Source organism: Plantactinospora siamensis (assembly GCF_042434095.1).
Classification (GTDB): domain Bacteria; phylum Actinomycetota; class Actinomycetes; order Mycobacteriales; family Micromonosporaceae; genus KBS50.
Map to the genome: position 1 here is coordinate 624,847 of NZ_JBHLUE010000026.1, position 14,939 is coordinate 639,785.

The 14,939-nt window shown below is 75.7% G+C and carries 14 protein-coding genes and 1 pseudogene; 9 read left to right on the plus strand and 6 right to left on the minus strand.

What is annotated here, in order from left to right; genetic code table 11:
* The first annotated feature begins 10 nt into the window (after nucleotides 1–10).
* From ACFFHU_RS28115 to ACFFHU_RS28135, 5 genes are all read left to right on the plus strand, one after another.
* A complete protein-coding gene (locus ACFFHU_RS28115; protein ID WP_377343392.1) occupies nucleotides 11–1,018 on the plus strand; it encodes a sugar kinase in 1,008 nt (335 codons plus the stop codon).
* 3 nt (nucleotides 1,019–1,021) lie between these two features.
* Entirely contained in the window at nucleotides 1,022–1,768 is a 747-nt protein-coding gene (locus tag ACFFHU_RS28120; protein WP_377343393.1) for an IclR family transcriptional regulator, read from the plus strand.
* A complete protein-coding gene (locus ACFFHU_RS28125) occupies nucleotides 1,765–2,379 on the plus strand; it encodes a bifunctional 4-hydroxy-2-oxoglutarate aldolase/2-dehydro-3-deoxy-phosphogluconate aldolase (protein ID WP_377343395.1) in 615 nt (204 codons plus the stop codon). The genes ACFFHU_RS28120 and ACFFHU_RS28125 overlap by 4 nt, the downstream gene beginning before the upstream one ends.
* An 88-nt stretch (nucleotides 2,380–2,467) precedes the next feature.
* On the plus strand, nucleotides 2,468–3,457 hold the full coding sequence (locus tag ACFFHU_RS28130; protein WP_377343396.1) for a retropepsin-like aspartic protease: 990 nt from the start codon (nucleotides 2,468–2,470) through the stop codon (nucleotides 3,455–3,457).
* A gap of 64 nt (nucleotides 3,458–3,521) precedes the next feature.
* Nucleotides 3,522–4,970 (plus strand): MFS transporter, encoded by a 1,449-nt coding sequence (locus ACFFHU_RS28135; RefSeq protein WP_377343397.1) that lies wholly within the window; start codon nucleotides 3,522–3,524, stop codon nucleotides 4,968–4,970.
* Here ACFFHU_RS28135 and ACFFHU_RS28140 read toward each other — a convergent pair.
* Nucleotides 4,862–5,231: pseudogene (locus ACFFHU_RS28140) on the minus strand (TetR-like C-terminal domain-containing protein). The gene ACFFHU_RS28135 and the pseudogene ACFFHU_RS28140 sit on opposite strands and share 109 nt — an antisense overlap.
* Nucleotides 5,232–5,367: 136 nt before the next feature.
* Nucleotides 5,368–5,943: a TetR/AcrR family transcriptional regulator gene (locus tag ACFFHU_RS28145; RefSeq protein WP_377343398.1), complete on the minus strand. Its 576-nt coding sequence runs from the start codon at nucleotides 5,941–5,943 to the stop codon at nucleotides 5,368–5,370.
* A gap of 88 nt (nucleotides 5,944–6,031) precedes the next feature.
* Between ACFFHU_RS28145 and ACFFHU_RS28150 the strand changes: the two genes are divergently transcribed.
* The 3 genes from ACFFHU_RS28150 (at nucleotide 6,032) to ACFFHU_RS28160 (ending at nucleotide 9,052) form a co-directional block, all read left to right on the plus strand.
* The gene (locus ACFFHU_RS28150) at nucleotides 6,032–7,348 is read left to right on the plus strand and encodes an MFS transporter (protein ID WP_377343399.1); all 1,317 of its coding nucleotides are present in this window, start codon (nucleotides 6,032–6,034) and stop codon (nucleotides 7,346–7,348) included.
* Between the two features lie 220 nt (nucleotides 7,349–7,568).
* Nucleotides 7,569–8,390, plus strand: a complete 822-nt coding sequence (locus ACFFHU_RS28155; protein ID WP_377343400.1) for a metallophosphoesterase family protein — start codon at nucleotides 7,569–7,571, stop codon at nucleotides 8,388–8,390.
* Nucleotides 8,387–9,052, plus strand: coding sequence for a 4'-phosphopantetheinyl transferase family protein (locus ACFFHU_RS28160; protein WP_377343401.1), 666 nt, complete (start codon nucleotides 8,387–8,389; stop codon nucleotides 9,050–9,052). Before ACFFHU_RS28155 ends, ACFFHU_RS28160 begins: the two co-directional genes overlap by 4 nt.
* A 1-nt stretch (nucleotide 9,053) precedes the next feature.
* Here the strand turns inward: ACFFHU_RS28160 and ACFFHU_RS28165 are convergent, their stop codons facing one another.
* The 3 genes from ACFFHU_RS28165 to ACFFHU_RS28175 are packed head-to-tail and all read right to left on the minus strand — an operon-like array spanning nucleotide 9,054 to nucleotide 12,973.
* A complete protein-coding gene (locus ACFFHU_RS28165; protein WP_377343402.1) occupies nucleotides 9,054–9,923 on the minus strand; it encodes an FkbM family methyltransferase in 870 nt (289 codons plus the stop codon).
* Nucleotides 9,924–9,932: 9 nt separating this feature from the next.
* Nucleotides 9,933–11,912 carry a sulfatase-like hydrolase/transferase gene (locus ACFFHU_RS28170; protein ID WP_377343403.1) on the minus strand — a complete coding sequence of 660 codons (1,980 nt, stop codon included), beginning with the start codon at nucleotides 11,910–11,912 and terminating at the stop codon, nucleotides 9,933–9,935.
* Nucleotides 11,913–11,965: 53 nt separating this feature from the next.
* Entirely contained in the window at nucleotides 11,966–12,973 is a 1,008-nt protein-coding gene (locus ACFFHU_RS28175) for a CDP-alcohol phosphatidyltransferase family protein (protein ID WP_377343405.1), read from the minus strand.
* Between the two features lie 288 nt (nucleotides 12,974–13,261).
* On the opposite strand from ACFFHU_RS28175, the gene ACFFHU_RS28180 reads away from it, so the two are divergent.
* On the plus strand, nucleotides 13,262–14,014 hold the full coding sequence (locus ACFFHU_RS28180; protein WP_377343407.1) for an SDR family NAD(P)-dependent oxidoreductase: 753 nt from the start codon (nucleotides 13,262–13,264) through the stop codon (nucleotides 14,012–14,014).
* A 7-nt stretch (nucleotides 14,015–14,021) separates the two neighbouring features.
* Here ACFFHU_RS28180 and ACFFHU_RS28185 read toward each other — a convergent pair whose 3' ends face one another.
* Nucleotides 14,022–14,855 carry an SCO4651 family lipoprotein gene (locus ACFFHU_RS28185; protein WP_377343409.1) on the minus strand — a complete coding sequence of 278 codons (834 nt, stop codon included), beginning with the start codon at nucleotides 14,853–14,855 and terminating at the stop codon, nucleotides 14,022–14,024.
* Between the last annotated feature and the right edge of the window lie 84 nt (nucleotides 14,856–14,939).

The following is a 14,939-nucleotide window of genomic DNA, read 5'->3' on the forward strand; positions in this document are numbered from 1 at the left end:
AGGACGTGCCGTGCCGAGCCCGCTTCCGTCAGTCGCCGCCGCGCCCGAGGTCGTCACCTGCGGCGAGTCGATGGTGGTGCTCTGCCCGCCCCCGCCGGAGACCCTCGCCGACGCCGAGCGGGTCTCCGTGACCGTCGGCGGCGCCGAGTCCAACCTGGCGATGAGCCTCGCCCGGCTGGGACACCGGACCGCCTGGCTCAGCCGGGTGGGCGCCGACCCCTTCGGCCGGCGGGTGCTCCGGCACGTGTCCGCGGCCGGCGTCGACACCGCGCTGGTGACCGTCGACCCGGACGCGCCGACGGGCGTCTACTTCAAGGACCCGCACGCCGGCGGCACCCGGGTGCACTACTACCGCGCCGGGTCGGCCGCCTCGCGGCTCGGGCCGGAGGCCCTGGCCGATCCCCGGCTCGTTGGCGCCCGGGTGCTGCACCTGTCCGGCATCACGGCGGCGCTCTCCGGCTCCTGCCGCGCCCTGGTCGCCGACGCGGTGCACCGGCGCCCGGTGGCCGGCGCGCTGGTCAGCTTCGACGTCAATCACCGGCCCGCGCTGTGGCCGGCGCGTCGGGCCGCCCCGGTGCTGCGCGAGCTGGCCGACGCCGCCGACCTGGTGTTCGTGGGTCGGGACGAGGCCGAGACGCTGTGGGGCACGCCGGATCCGGCGGCCGTCCGCCGGCTGCTGCCCCGGCCGGAACTGGTGGTGGTGAAGGACGGCCCGATCGCCGCCACGGCCCTGCCGCGCTCCGGCGCGCCGGCCACCGTGCCGGCCCCCCGGGTGGGCGTGGTGGAACCGGTGGGCGCCGGTGACGCCTTCGCGGCCGGATACCTGTCGGCGCTGCTGCGCGGGCTCGGCCCGGTGCCGGCGCTGCGGCTGGGCCACCTGGTCGCCGCGCAGGCGCTGGCCAGCGCCGGCGACAACGCGGCGCTGCCGGCCCGCGGCTGGTTCGACGACCTGGTGGCCGCGCCGGCCACCGTGTGGTCACCGCTGGACCTGACCGACCCGCGGTACGTGGCGGGCTGACCGGTGTCGCAGGCCGTGCACCGGGCGATGACCGTCATCGAGCTGCTGGCCGGCGGTCCCCGCCGGCTCACCGAGGTGGCCGATCATCTCGGCGTGCACAAGTCGACCGCGCTGCGCCTGCTGCGGACCCTGCAGGCCGGTGACTTCGCCCGTCGGCGTCCCGACGGCGCCTGGGCCGTCGGGTTGGGCCTGCTGGGGATCGCCCAGCTTACCCTCGACTCGCTGGATGTGCGCCCCGTCGCCCGGGACCGGCTGGAGTGGCTGGGCCGGCGGTGCGGGCACACCGTCCACCTGGGACAGCTGGTCGACGGCGAGGTGGTCTACGTCGACAAGGTGGAGGCGCGCAGCCCGGTGCGGATGCACTCCCGGATCGGCCGGACCGCCCCGGCCCACGCCACCGGCATCGGCAAGGTGATCCTCGCGTACCGGCCGGAGCCGGCCCGGTCGGCGCTGCTGGCCCGGCACGAGCTGCGGCCGTTCACGCCCGCCACCATCAGCGACCCGGCCCGGCTGCGCGCCGACCTCGCGGCGGTCGCGGAGCGGGGCTGGGCCGAGGACGACGGCGAGTTCGAAGCCCTGGTCAACTGCGTGGCCGCCCCGGTACGCGGCGCCGACGGCACCGTCCGGGCGGCGGTCTCGGTGACCGCGCCGAAGGTCGTCGCCACGCTGGCGGACCTGCGTCATGTCGTACCCGACCTGCTGACCACGGCGGACGGGATCTCCCGAGACCTCGGATGGAGCGGACCGTGACCCACCCCGACTTCGACACCCTGTTCGGCGCCCGTCGGGTGATGGCCATCCTGCGCGGGATGCCCCCGGCGGAGACCGTCCGGCTCGCGGAGCGCGCCTGGGCGCTCGGCATCGACCTGGTGGAGGTTCCGGTGCAGACCTCCGACGCGGTGCCCGCGCTGCGCGCGGCCGTGGCGGCCGGTCGTGAGCGCGGCCGGCCGGTGGGCGCCGGCACGGTGATCACCGGCGAGCAGGTGACCGCGGTGCTCGAGGCCGGCGCGGCGTTCACGGTGGCTCCCGGGCTGGACCTGGCCGTGGCCGACGACTCGCTCCGGCACGGCCTGCCCCACCTGCCCGGGGTGGCCACCCCGAGCGAGGCGCAGCTGGCGCTGCGGCACGGCTTCACCTGGCTCAAGGCGTTCCCCGCCGTGACCCTCGGGCCCGCCTGGTTCCGGGCGGTGGCCGGGCCGCTGCCGGCGCTGCACTTCGTGGCCACCGGCGGCCTGGACGCGGACAACGCGGGGGACTTCCTTGCGGCCGGGGTGCGGATGGTCGGGATCGGGTCGGCCCTGGCCGATCCGGCGCAGGTGGACCGGCTGGCCGAGCTGCTCACCGCGGACCCCGTGGGCTGAGCGACGGCGTCGGCCAGCGGCCGGACCGCACCGAGCGGCCGGCGCGCAAGCCCTGGACCCTGGCCGCGATGTGGCCGAGGATGTCCGGATGGTCAACACCGTCGTGCCCTTCGACCGGGTGCAGCATCTGGTCCGGGTGCCCGTCGAGCTGGCCGGGGACGGCCACCGGTTCCTCATGGACACCGGCATCGGCGTCACGGTCGTGTCGTCCGCGATCGCGGCCCGCCCGGACGTGCGGCCCACCGGGCAGGTGTTCGGGGCCCGGCGGATGTCCGGCCAGCTGGTCGAGGCGCCCCTGGTGCGGCTGCCCCGGCTGCGACTCGGGGCGTACACTGTGGACGATCATCTGGCCTGCGTGGCCGACCTCGGCGAGACCGACGGCCCGGCCGGCTTCACGGGCATCCTCGGGCTCGGCTTCCTCGGCGATCACGCTTACACTACCGACCCGGCCGCGTCGACCCTCACCGTGCACCCGGCCGCGGACGTCCCGCCGGGCGGCGTCGAGATTCCGCTGGAGATCCGACGGAACGGCCCCTCCGTCGACCCGTTCGCCCGCCTGGTGCTGCCCAGCGGGCGGGAGGTGCTGGTCGAGATCGACACCGGGTCCGGCAGCCTCATTCTCGACACCCGATTCATGGCCGACTGCGGTATCGAGCCGGGCGCCCCGGAGGTGACCACGACGACGGGCACGGACGAGACCGGCTATGCCTGGACCCGGCACTGGGCAACGATCCCCGGCGCTGTCCACCTGGCCGCGGCGCCGCAGACCCGGCAGGCTGCGCCCCGGGTCCAGTTCCAGCGGATCATCCACGACGGACTGTTGGGCGCCGAGTATCTCGACCGCTACCGCTACTGCGTCGACCCGACGGGCGCCAGGCTGGTGCTCGGCCCGCTCGCGCCGCCCGGCCAGGCTTTACGGGCCGACGGGGCCGAACCGGCCGGCCAGGTCGTGCCGCCCGGTGGGGCCGCACGGGCCGATGAGGCCGGATCGGCAGGCCAGGTCGCGCCAGCTGGCCAGGTCGGGCCGGGCGCGCCGGCCGGGCCGGGCGACCGACCGGGCGGTGGGCGCCGGCGCTGACCGGCGGACCGCGCGGGCCCTCCGCACGCTCGCCGCCGCGATGGGCGAGAGGTACTGTGCCGGAATGGCCGTGGACGCCCCGCGTACGCGGTCCAGCGCCCGGACGTTGCTCCCGCTGGCCCTGATCTCCCTGTCGACGGGCCTCTCGACGTCCGTGGTGCTGCCCTTCCTGGCGCTGTTCCTGCGGACCGCGGTGCACGCCGGGCCCACCCGGATCACGGTGTTCCTGGTCGTCACGCCGCTGGCCGGCGTGCTGGTGGCCACCCTGCTGGGGCGGCTGTCCGATCGGTGGCCCATCCGGCGCAAGCTGCTGATCGGCGCCGCCCTGGCCGGGCTGCTCAGCAGCGGGCTCACCGCCGTCATCCGGGACTACTGGGTCCTGCTCGGGCTGGCGGCCACCAGCACCGCGCTGGCCGCCTCGCTCTACCCGCAGACCTTCGCGTACGCCCGGCAGGCCGTGGCCCGGCACAGTCCGGAGCGGGCAGCCCTGGACGCCAGCCGGATCCGGACGGCCTTCTCGCTCGCCTGGGTGGCGGGGCCGCCGTTGGCCTCCGTGCTGCTGACCGCCGGCGGGTTCCCGCTGGTGTACGCGGTGGCGGCCGCGACCTACGCGGGGGCCGCGGCGGTGGCCACCTTCCTGCTCGCCGAGATCGGCGTGCCCGGCGGCGGAACGGGCGTCGGGGTCGCCGAGGACGGCCGTGGCGCAGCCGCGGCCGGGCCGCCAGCCGCGGCACCGCCCGACGCCGGGGCACCGCCCGACGCCGGGGCACCGCCCGACGCCCCGGCGCCGCCCGATGGCGCGGATCCGGCCGCGGTGGGCGGGCCGCCAGCCGACGGCGCCGCCGGTCCGGTCGGCGTGTCCCGTCGGGTCCTCGCCTCGACCGTGGTCGCGTTCACCATGCTGCAGTGCCCGCTCACCCTCGGGGTCCAGGCCCTGCCCCTGCTCATCGGGGAGGACCTGGGCGGCGACCCGTCCCGGGCCGGCCTGATCCTCGGGCTGTGCGCCGCCCTGGAGATCCCGGCCATGCTCGCCCTGGGCGCCCTCACCACCCGGGTCCCGCTGCGTCTCCTGCTGGCGGCCGGCGGCGCGTGCGGGGTGCTGTACTACGCGGTCGCCACGGTGGCGCCGAACATCTGGGTCCTCGGCGCCGCGCAGGTCGTGAACGCGCTGTTCATCGCCGGCGTGTCCGCGCTGGGCATCTCCTACCTGCAGGACATGCTGCCGCACCAGCCCGGCCGGGCCACCACGCTGTTCACCAACACCTTCCCGATCGGCGCGGTGCTGGCCGGCCCGCTGTGGGGCCTGGCGGCCGGGTTCGGCTACCGCTCGGCCTTCGGGATGGCCTGCGCGCTCTGCGCCGGCGGCCTGCTCCTGCTGCTGACCACCCGGCCGACGAACGGCGGCTACCGGGGGCCCGCGAAGGCGCCGGCCCGGGCCGCCACGACGGCGTCCCGCGCGGCCCGTTCGGCCAACCGGGTCGTGGCGGCCGACCGCAGCAGCACCACCTCGTGATACAGCGGCGCGGTGGCGGCGATCAACAGCCGGCGCGGGTCGGTCCGCGGCGGGACCTCGCCGCGGTCGATCGCCCGGCGGACGACGGGCGCGCAGCGGTCGTACCGGCCGATCCAAAAATCGTGTAGCGCCGCGGCCGCCGCCAGCCGTCCCCGGTGGCCTCGGCGAGCACGTCCGCGAGCAACCCTCCGACGTCGCGCCAGCGCCGGTAGACCGTGGTGCGGTGCCCTCGGCGCGGTCGGCCACCGCGTCGACGCTCAGCGCGTCGTAGCCGCGCTCGCGATCGGTCCGGACGGCGCGGTGTGGGTCGCCCTGGAGACCGGCGCCGTGGCCCGGCTCGAGCCGAGCGCCGACCGGGACTGACCGGCGCGGTGCCGGTGCGGCGTGCGCCGTGCGTTCAGTCGCCGGCGGGGAGGGCGGCGAGCAGGCCGTCGACCAGGCGCTCGGCCACCGCGTCGTCGAGTGAGCCGGGATCGAAGATCACCCGGTAGACGATGGGGGCGACGACGTGGTCGATGACCTCCGGGACGTCCGGGACGGGCCCGCTGCTCGCCGCCGCCACCCGCTCGACGAGGCGGGTCGCCTCGGCCCGCCGGTTGCGCAGGCAGTCGCTCTCGCCGTCCCCGGCGAGCGCCGCCCCGGCGCGCAGCATCGCCGCATTGCTGGGCCGGCCGAGGTGCTCGACCAGCTCGCGGGCCCAGCCCAGCAGGTCGGACCGGAGGTCCCCGGTGTCCGGCAGCGGGCGGTCCGGATCGAGCCGGTAGGTCGCCACCTCCGCGAGCAGGGTGGGCAGGTCGCCCCACCGGCGGTAGATGCTCGACGCGCTCACGTTGGCCCGCTCGGCGATCGCCGGCACGGTCAACTGGGCGGCACCCCTTTCGGCGGTGAGCTCGGTCACCGCCGACCGGACGGCCGCGAGCACCAACGCGCTCCGCCCGCCCTCCCGGCGGGCCACGCCTTCCGCTGTGGTCATGGCAACAGCTTAACGCAAAGATCTTTGCATCGACCAACGCGGGCCCGTACAGTGGCTAACGCAAAAAACTATGCGTTAAGGAGCCGCTGTGACCTCGATCCAACCGGCCGAGCTCGACGCCCGGCCCCGGAGCCGCCGGGACCCTGCGCCGGACGGCGCTCGGCGGCTGCCGCCGGCGGCCGCATTTCCGCTGCTGGCCGTCGCGCTGCTCGGGCTCTTCGCGGCCGGCAGCGCGCCCTCCCCGCTGTTCCCGATCTTCCAGCACCAGTGGGGCTTCGCGCCCGGCATGCTGACGGTCGCGTTCGCCGTGTACGCGCTCGCCCTGCTGGCCACCCTGCTCGTCGCCGGATCCCTCTCCGACCACCTGGGTCGCCGCCCGGTGCTGGTGGCCGCCCTGCTGCTGCAGGCGGTCGCCATGGTGATGTTCCTGCTCGCCGACGGCGTGGGCTGGATCGTGATGGCCCGGGTGGTCCAGGGCGTGGCCACCGGCGCGGCCAGCGGGGCGCTGACGGCCGCGGTCACCGAGGCCGCGCCGCCCGCGTACCGCCGGTTCGGCACGCTGGTCGGCGGCCTGGCGCCGCTCGCGGGCCTGGCGGTGGGGGCCCTGGCCACCGGGTTCGTGGTCCGGTTCACCGGCCGGCCGACGGAGATCGTCTTCGCCGGGCTCGCCGCGTTCTTCGTGCTGGCCGCCGGCATCGTGCTGGCGGTGCCGGAGACCGTGCGGCGCCGCCCCGGTGCCTGGCGGTCGCTGTCGCCGCGCCTGTCGGTGCCGCCGCGGGCCAGCCGCGAGTTCGCGACGAGCCTGCCGATCGCGATCGCCAACTGGGCCCTCGGCGGGCTCTACCTCGCCCTCGTGCCGACCCTGGTACGCAGCACATTCGGGGTGGACAGCGGGCTCGTCAGCGGCTTCGCCATCGCCACGCTGGCCGGCGTCGGTGCGCTCGCCTCGGTCGCGCTCGGCGGCCTGCACCCGCGCCGGACCACCGTGATCGGCGCGACGGCCGTCGGCGTCGGCGGCGTGGTGCTGCTCGGCGCCGTGTGGTCGGGGTCGCTCGCCCTGCTGTTCGCCGGCACGGCCGTGGCGGGCGTCGGCTTCGGCGCGGCCTTCACCGGCACCCTCCGGCTGCTCGCCCCGCTGGCCGAGCCGCACGAGCGGGCCGAGTTCTTCGCCGCCTGCTTCATGGTCAACTACCTGGCGTTCGGGCTGCCGACCATCGTCGCGGGCCAACTGATCGCGCCGCTGGGCCTGCGCGCCACGGTCCTCGGGTACGTCGTGGTGGTGATCGCCCTGGAACTGGCCGGCCTGGTCGGGCAGTCCGCGCTGGCGCGGTCGGCCCGGACGGGCGCCGCGCCCGCAACCACCTGCGGCCGACCGCGGGCGCTGGCGGTGTGCCCGGGCGAGTGACGTCGGGCGCCGCGCCGGCTGGCGGCGGCGGTGTGCCCCGGTCGACTGCGCTCCGGCGCCCGCGCCGGAGCGCCGGACGGGCCGGGTCGGGGGCTTCACCCGGGTCGCCCGGCCGGATATGGTCCGCTCGGGCGGTGGGGCCGCCGTCGGCGACGAGCGGGGGAGCGGCATGCACGAGCGGCACGGCGGCGGCCGGCGCCGGCACGGCGGGCGGTGACCGGTGGGCCGGCTGCTCGCGGTCAGCGACCTGCACGTCGGGTACGCCGACAACCGCGCCGTGGTGGACCGGCTGCGCCCGGGCGACCCGGACGACTGGCTCATCGTGGCCGGCGACGTGGCCGAGCGCTTCGCGGAGGTCCGCAAGACTCTGGCCGAGCTGCGCGACCGGTTCGAGACCGTGCTCTGGGCGCCGGGCAACCACGAGCTGTGGACGGTGCGCGACGACCCGGTCCGGTTCCGGGGCGTGGAGCGGTACGCCGCGCTGGTCGACATGTGCCGGGAGCTCGGCGTGCTGACCCCGGAGGATCCCTATCCGGTGTGGACCGGGCCGGGCGGGCCGGTGACGGTGGCGCCGCTGTTCGTGCTGTACGACTACACGTTCCGGGCGCCCGGCACGGCCAGCAAGGAGGAGTCGCTGCGCCGGGCGTACGAGGCCGGGGTGGTCTGCACCGACGAGTGGCTGCTGCATCCCGACCCGTACCCCGGGCGGGAGGCCTGGTGCGCGCGGCGGTTGCAGCTCACCGAGGCGCGACTGGCCGGCACGGACCCGGCGCTGCCGACGGTGCTGGTCAACCACTTCCCGCTGGTCCGCCAGCCCACCGAGGTGCTGCGCTATCCGGAGTTCGCGCAGTGGTGCGGCACCGTGCACACGGCGGACTGGCACGTCCGGTTCCGGGCCAGCGTGGTCGTCTACGGCCACCTGCACATCCCGCGGACCACCTGGTACGACGGCGTGCGGTTCGAGGAGGTCTCGCTGGGTTACCCGCGGGAGTGGCGCCGCCGCGGCGCGCCCGCGCTGCCCCGGGTGGTGCTGCCCGGATGATCGAGCCGATCCTGCCGGCCGGCGCGGTGGCCGTGGAGGCCCGCACCGATCCGCCGGGGCTGACCGCGCACCCGGCCGAGGAACCCCTGCTGGCCCGGGTCGTGGACAAGCGCCGCCGCGAGTTCACCACCGTCCGGGACTGCGCCCGGCGGGCACTGGTGCTGCTCGGTCACCCCGCCGGGCCGATCCTCCCGGGCCAGCGCGGCGCGCCGGTATGGCCGGCCGGCGTGGTGGGCAGCATGACGCACTGCGACGGCTACCGGGGCGCCGTGCTGGCCCCGGCCGCGGCGTTGGCGGGGGTGGGTGTGGACGCCGAGCCGCACGCGGCGCTGCCCGACGGGGTGATCCGGCTGGTCGCCGGCCCCGGCGAACGCGACCGGCTGGCCGGGCTCGCCGCGGCTCGCCCGCAGGTGTGGTGGGACCGGCTGCTGTTCAGCGCCAAGGAGAGCGTCTACAAGGCGTGGTTCCCGCTCACCGGGCGGTGGCTGGACTTCACCGAGGCGGACGTCAGCTTCGCGCCGGCGGCCGGCACGTTCACCGCCCGCCTGCTGGTGCCCGGGCCGGTGGTCGGCGGGCGCCGGCTGGACACCCTGGACGGGCGCTTCCTGGTGACCGACGGGCTGATCCTCACCCTCGTGGCGGTGCCGCCGGCGCCGGTCTGACTCAGCCGAGGCCGCCCGCCGTCCCGGTCCCTGTCGTCCCGGTCCCCGTCGGGCCGGTCCCCGTCGGGCCGGTCCTCGGCGGGGCGGTCCCTGTCGGGCCGGTTCCCGCCGGGGCGGCGGCGGTGCGCAGCCGGGCGTAGACGTCGCCCGAGCGGCCGAGCGGGCGGATCCCGTCCAGCAGGCGGACGAGTTCCGCGGCGTCCAGCCAGCGGTCTCGGGCGAACCGCATGGTCTCCACAGGGGAGTAGTTGTAGACGTACCCGCCGGCCGGCTCGCCGAGCTTCTCGACGAGCCGCAGCGCCGCCAGGGCGGCGTCGTGCGCCGGCGGCAGGTATTCGAAGGACAGCGCGCGGACCGGCCGGGTGAGCCCGCGCAGCACGTCGAGCTCGAACCCCTCCACATCGATCTTGCAGAAGGCCGGCTCGCCGTGCTCGGCGATGAGGCGGTCCAGGGTGGTGACGGGCACCTCGACCCGGCGGTCCCAGCGCACCCGGCGGAAGCCGCGATCGGCCGAGACGGACCGGATCCAGTCCGGCGACAGCGACGACACGGTGGGGGTGGCGGTGGACAGCGCGAGGCTGGCCGTGCCGGCCCGCTCGCCCGCGGCCGCCGGCACGATGGTGACGGCGCCGTCCCGGCCGAACAGCAGCCGCAGCACCCGCAGGCAGTCCGGTTGCGGCTCCAGCGCCACCACCCGGGCGCCGATCCGCCGCCAGGTGCGGACCCGGCCGCCGACGTGCGCGCCGACGTCGAAGCCGAGCTCACCGGGAGCCAGGAACTGCCGGTAGAGCCGGGCCGCCCGCCGGTGCTTGGCGGGCTGGCCGTGGTAGATGACCAGCGACCGCAGGAGGCCGCGGAGCCGTCCGCCCATGGCCCGTCCCTATCGCTGGAAGCTGGTGAGGAAGCGGTCGCGGAAGGCGTCCATCGGCCACACCGGCGCCTGCGGGCTCGGGTGCATGCCGGGCTGCCAGCCCCAGCCGGTGATCCGGTCGAGCACGGCCGGGTCCTTGGCCACGATGGTGACGGGCACGTCGTGGCTGGCCTCGTTGCCGCTCACCTCGGGCGCCGCCTGATGGTCGCCGAGGAAGACCAGCACCAGGTTCCGGTCGCCGTATGTCTTGACGTACGAGATGAGGCTGCTCAACGAGTACGCGATGGTCTTCGCGTAGTCGGCCCGGGTCTGCGCGGACCTGCGCTTGAGGGACTCGGCGGTGCTCGCCCCGGCGGCCATCGGCGTGAAGATCGACCCGTCGCCCAGCGCGTTCCAGTCGATCAGCTGCGGGCAGGGGGTCCACGGGGAGTGGCTGGAGGTGAGGACCGTCTCCACCATCACCGGGGAGTGGCCGGGGCCGCGCTCGGCCTTCTGCATGGCGCCCAGGGTGAACTGGTCCGGCATCGGGCTGAACCCGAACTTCGGGCCGTGGTAGTCGAGTTCGGCGGCGCCGTACATGTGGTCGGAGGCGAAGAACCGCGCCTGCGGCCAGCGACCCTCCAGCGCGGGCATGACCAGCGCGGTCCGCCAGCCGGCCCGCCGGAACGCGCCGTTGAGGGTCAGCCGGGTGCTGTTCACCAGCGTGCTGTAGCGCTGCTGGTTGTTGGCCCACACCCCGGACATCAGCGTGGCGTGCGCCAGCCAGCTGCCGCCGCCGTAGGTGGGCGAGCCGAGGAAGGCGCTGCGGGCGTCGTAGCCGGCCGCGTGCAGCTGCCGGGTGCCCTCGTCCAGGACCGGGTTCACCACGGCCGACATCTGCGGATCCTCCACGGCGGCCCGGCCGTAGCTCTCGATGAACGTCACCATGACGTCCTTGCCGCGCAGGCCGGTCAGCAGCTGCGAACCCGGGGTGTCCTTGAATGGGTCGTTGCCGGTCACGGCCGCGAACAGCTGCCGGTCGCGCAGGCCCGCGTCCACCTGCCGGGTGTGCGCGTACGCCAGGTGCGCCGCGCTGTCGGCGGCCAGCGGGACGCCCGGCACGATCTGCACGCCGATCAGCGAGCAGGCGATCCAGACGACGCCCAGCCCGGTCACCACCCGCATGGTCGGGGTGCGGTGCGCCACCAGCACGCCGGTCACCCGCCGCACGGCCAGCACCAGCAGCACGAGTACGGCGAACACGGCGACGATCGCCGCCACCACCGCGGCAATGCTCGCGCCCCGGCCCATCGAGTCCCTGAGGTAACCGACGCCGGCGCCCAGGAACGGCCAGTCGACCGCCGGGTTCGACGGTCGCGCCATCACCAGATAGAACCCCATGTCGGCGATCTTGAGAATGGTGAGCACGCCGAGGCCGGCGCCGATGACCACGGTGGCGATCCGCCGCAGCCGCGGCGGCAGCAGCAGCACCAGCGCGGCCCCGACCAGCGCCTCACCGGGGATGCGGACGAACGAGCCCGGTCCCATCCGGTCGAGCCGGTTGGGCGCGAGCAGGGCGAACAGCACCACCAGGCAGGACAGCACGGTCAGCGTGGTGGCCAGGACGCGGCGGACCAGGGAACGCGTACCGGTGCCCCCGCCCGCGGCCTCCTCGTCCCGGACGGGCCCGGCCGGCGTCCGGTCGGCCCGGTCCGCACCCGCCGGCTCCGGCTCCGCGCCCGGTCGCGCCGGCTCGGCGCCCGCCGCCGGCTCGGGGTCCGTGCCCGGCTGGGGGTTCGCGCCCGCGCCCGGTCGCGCCCGGTCCGTGTCCGCGCCCGGTCGCGCCGGGTCCGTGCCCGCGCCCGGTCGCGCCGGGTCCGTGCCCGCCTCCGGCTGGGGGTCCGTGCCCGTCGGCCCGGCGTACGCGGCCGCCCCGGCGTCCGTGGCCGCCGGCTCCGGCCCGCCCGCGTCGGCGGTCGGGTCCGGGTGGGAACGCATGACCTTTGACATCCGCAAGCCTTCCTGGTGGTGCGCTGGTTCGACGATGATCGCTCAGCCGGCGATCAGGAACGCGAGAGGGACCCCGCGGTGACCGGGAGGGACCGCCGGCCGTCCGGGGCGACGGTGCGGCGGTCCGGGGCACGTCGCCCGGCGGCCGGGGTCGACCCGCGGGCGGCCGCCGCGGCGGCCCGCGCGTTCCGGCCGGCCGGGGCGGTCACCGCGAGGGCGGAAGCCCGGGCTGCCGGCGCGACGGGCGAGGGGACCGGGGTTGCCGGCGCGACGGGCGAGGGGATCGGGTTCGCCGGCGCGGCCGGCGAGGGGACCGAGGTCGTCGGCGACGGCGCCCGGGCGGCCGGAGCGGAGAGCCGGGCGGCCGTCGGGACCGGTCCGTCGGTGCGGTGCAGGACCAGCCACAGCACGTCCCGGCCGAACGACTCCAGCAGCAGCACCAGCGACACCACCAGGACCGCGCTGGCCAGCGGACCGGGCAGCACCCCGGCGGGGACCGCGACGAGCGCGACGCCCTGGACGGCGGCCACCACCTTGCGCCAGAACCGTGGCGGCAGCTGCCGGCGCATCCACGGCAGCAGCCAGACGGCCAGCGCGAACACGTACCGCATCCCGCCGAAGACGAGCGCCCACGGGCCCAGCGAGCCGGCCAGATAGACGCTCAGCGACATGAGCAGGATGGCGTCGATCTCCATGTCGAACTGGGCGCCCAGATCACTGACGGTGCCGGTGCGGCGGGCCACCTGCCCGTCCACGCCGTCCAGGGCGAGCGCCAGCACGGTCAGCGTGATGAGCACGGGTACGGACACCGGCCGGGTGAGCGAGTCCACGGTCAGCGCCACCACCCCGCCGACCAGCGTGGCCCGGGCCAGCGTCACCCGGTCGGCCGGGCCGAGCGCGGCGGCGTCGGCCCGGATCAGCCCCCGGGTGAGCGCCAGGCAGGTGCCGACGGCGTACGCCATGGCCACCAACCAGCCCCCGAGACCGACGCCGACCGTTCCGGCCAGCCCGGCCAGCACGGCGGCCTGGCCCACGACTCCGACCAGCGGACCGATTCGCATCCTTGGCACCGTTCCTCCCGATGGACACCTGTACCCGGATGGAAGTACGGCCTGCGCCGCCGATCGGTTCGGCCTATCCGGAACCGAGTTGCTACCCAGGATCTCCGGCATGATCCGGCCGCAGGCCCGTGCATCCGCACACACACCGGAAGATAGCGGGTGGTAACCGGCACCGACCGCGGGCCGGCGCCGGGTCGGCCGGCGATTGGAACCGCGACCAGCGGGAACGCGCCCTGGTCGGCGCGCCGGACGACCTCTCGGCGCGCTTCCGGCTAGGGCGGGGGAGACATGACGGCCCGGAGCTTCGTGGTGGTCGGTGGCACCGCCGGCCTCGGCCTGGCGGCGGCGCGGCTGTTGGTGAACGAGCACCGGGTCACGGTGTTCGGCGACGCGCCGGACGAGGTGGCCGCGGTGACCGACGAGCTCGGCTGTGCCGGGGCGGTGTGCGACGTGTCCTCGTACGAGCAGGTGCGGGCCGCGTTCGCCGAGGTGGTCGACCGGACGGGCGTCATCGCCGGGGTGGCCGCGTGCACGGCCAGGTGGGCGGGGGGTGACCTGGACGAGCTCAGCCCGGACCAGCTGCGCCGGATCGTCGAGGTCGACGTGCTCGGCGCCACGTACGTGCTGCGGGAGGCGCTGCGGCACCTGCGCCGGCAGGGCTTCGGCACGATCGTCTACCCGGGCGCGGCGGCCGCCACCTCGGCCCGGCCGGATCTCCCGGTCTACCGGGCCGCCAGGAGCTACGGGACCAGCCTGGTCGAGTCGCTGGCCGGGCAGCGACGCGACGACGGCGTGCGGGTCCTGCTGGTCTGCCCCGGGCCGATGCCGACCCGGCTGCGGGAGCGGGCCGACGGCGAGCTGCTGGACGAGGCGTACGCCCAGCCCGAGCCGGTGGTGGCCGAGCTGGTCCGGCTGCTCCAGCTCGACCCGGCGGACGTGTCGGATCGGGCGGGCGCGGCGGACCCGGCGGGCGTGTCGGATCGGGCGGGCGCGGCGGACCCGGCGGGACGGCCCCGGATGACCGCGGAGCCGTCCCGGTGACCGGTGCTCAGTTGCCCGCGGAGAGGTCCTTGAGCTGGTTCATCATGGTGGCGAAGTCCATCACCTCGCCGGCCGGCGGCGTCTGGACCGTCACCGGCTTGTCGTAGTCGGTGTACCGGACGGTGAAGTCGCCCTGCTTGCCCATCAGCATGTGCACCTGGCGCGGCCGGTACTGCTCGTCCACCCAGGCGTCGATCTTGACCTCCTTGACGCCGGTCTTGGCCAGCTGGGCCTTGGCGTCCTTGCGGACCTTGCCGTCGACCTCGCCCAGGTAGCTGTCGATCGAGGTGGTGGTCGTGTAGTGCACGGTCGGCACGCCGTCGACGGTCTCCTGCCCCACGACCGTGACGTTCTTGCCGTCCAGCAGCCGCTTCATCCCCTTGGCCGGGTCCATGTCGTCGAACTGCCGGCTCATCTCGGCCGAGTTCTCGGCGCCGAGGTCCATCTTGAACCACTTCTTGCCGTTCATGGACTTCCGCTGCGCGGCGGGGACCTGGACGTAGATGGCGGTGCCGATCATCCGGACCGTGGTCGGGCCCTGCTTCGGGTCGTCCAGCGTCATGTCCATCTTGTGCGGATCACCGAGGTCGACCGCTCCGCGCATGTTGAGCTTCTGGCCGGCCGCGGTGCCGGTCATCGTCACGGTCACCGACGTGGACTTGCCGGTGGTCTCGACGGACTTGTGCAACGAGCCGGTGGCGTCGGCGGCCATCAGGGCCAGCACGCTCTGCTGCTTGGGCGCCTCGGCCGAGCCGCTGCCGGCCGGCTTGGCGCAGGCCCCGAGCGCGAGCGCGGCGACCGCGACGCCGGCCAGGACGGCGGCCTTCTTCGATGCTGACATGAATCTCCCCCGTGAATGGGCAACCAATGAACGGCACGGTGATGCTAAACGACGGCGGCAACGCCGGTGCCCGCGCCGGGCCGC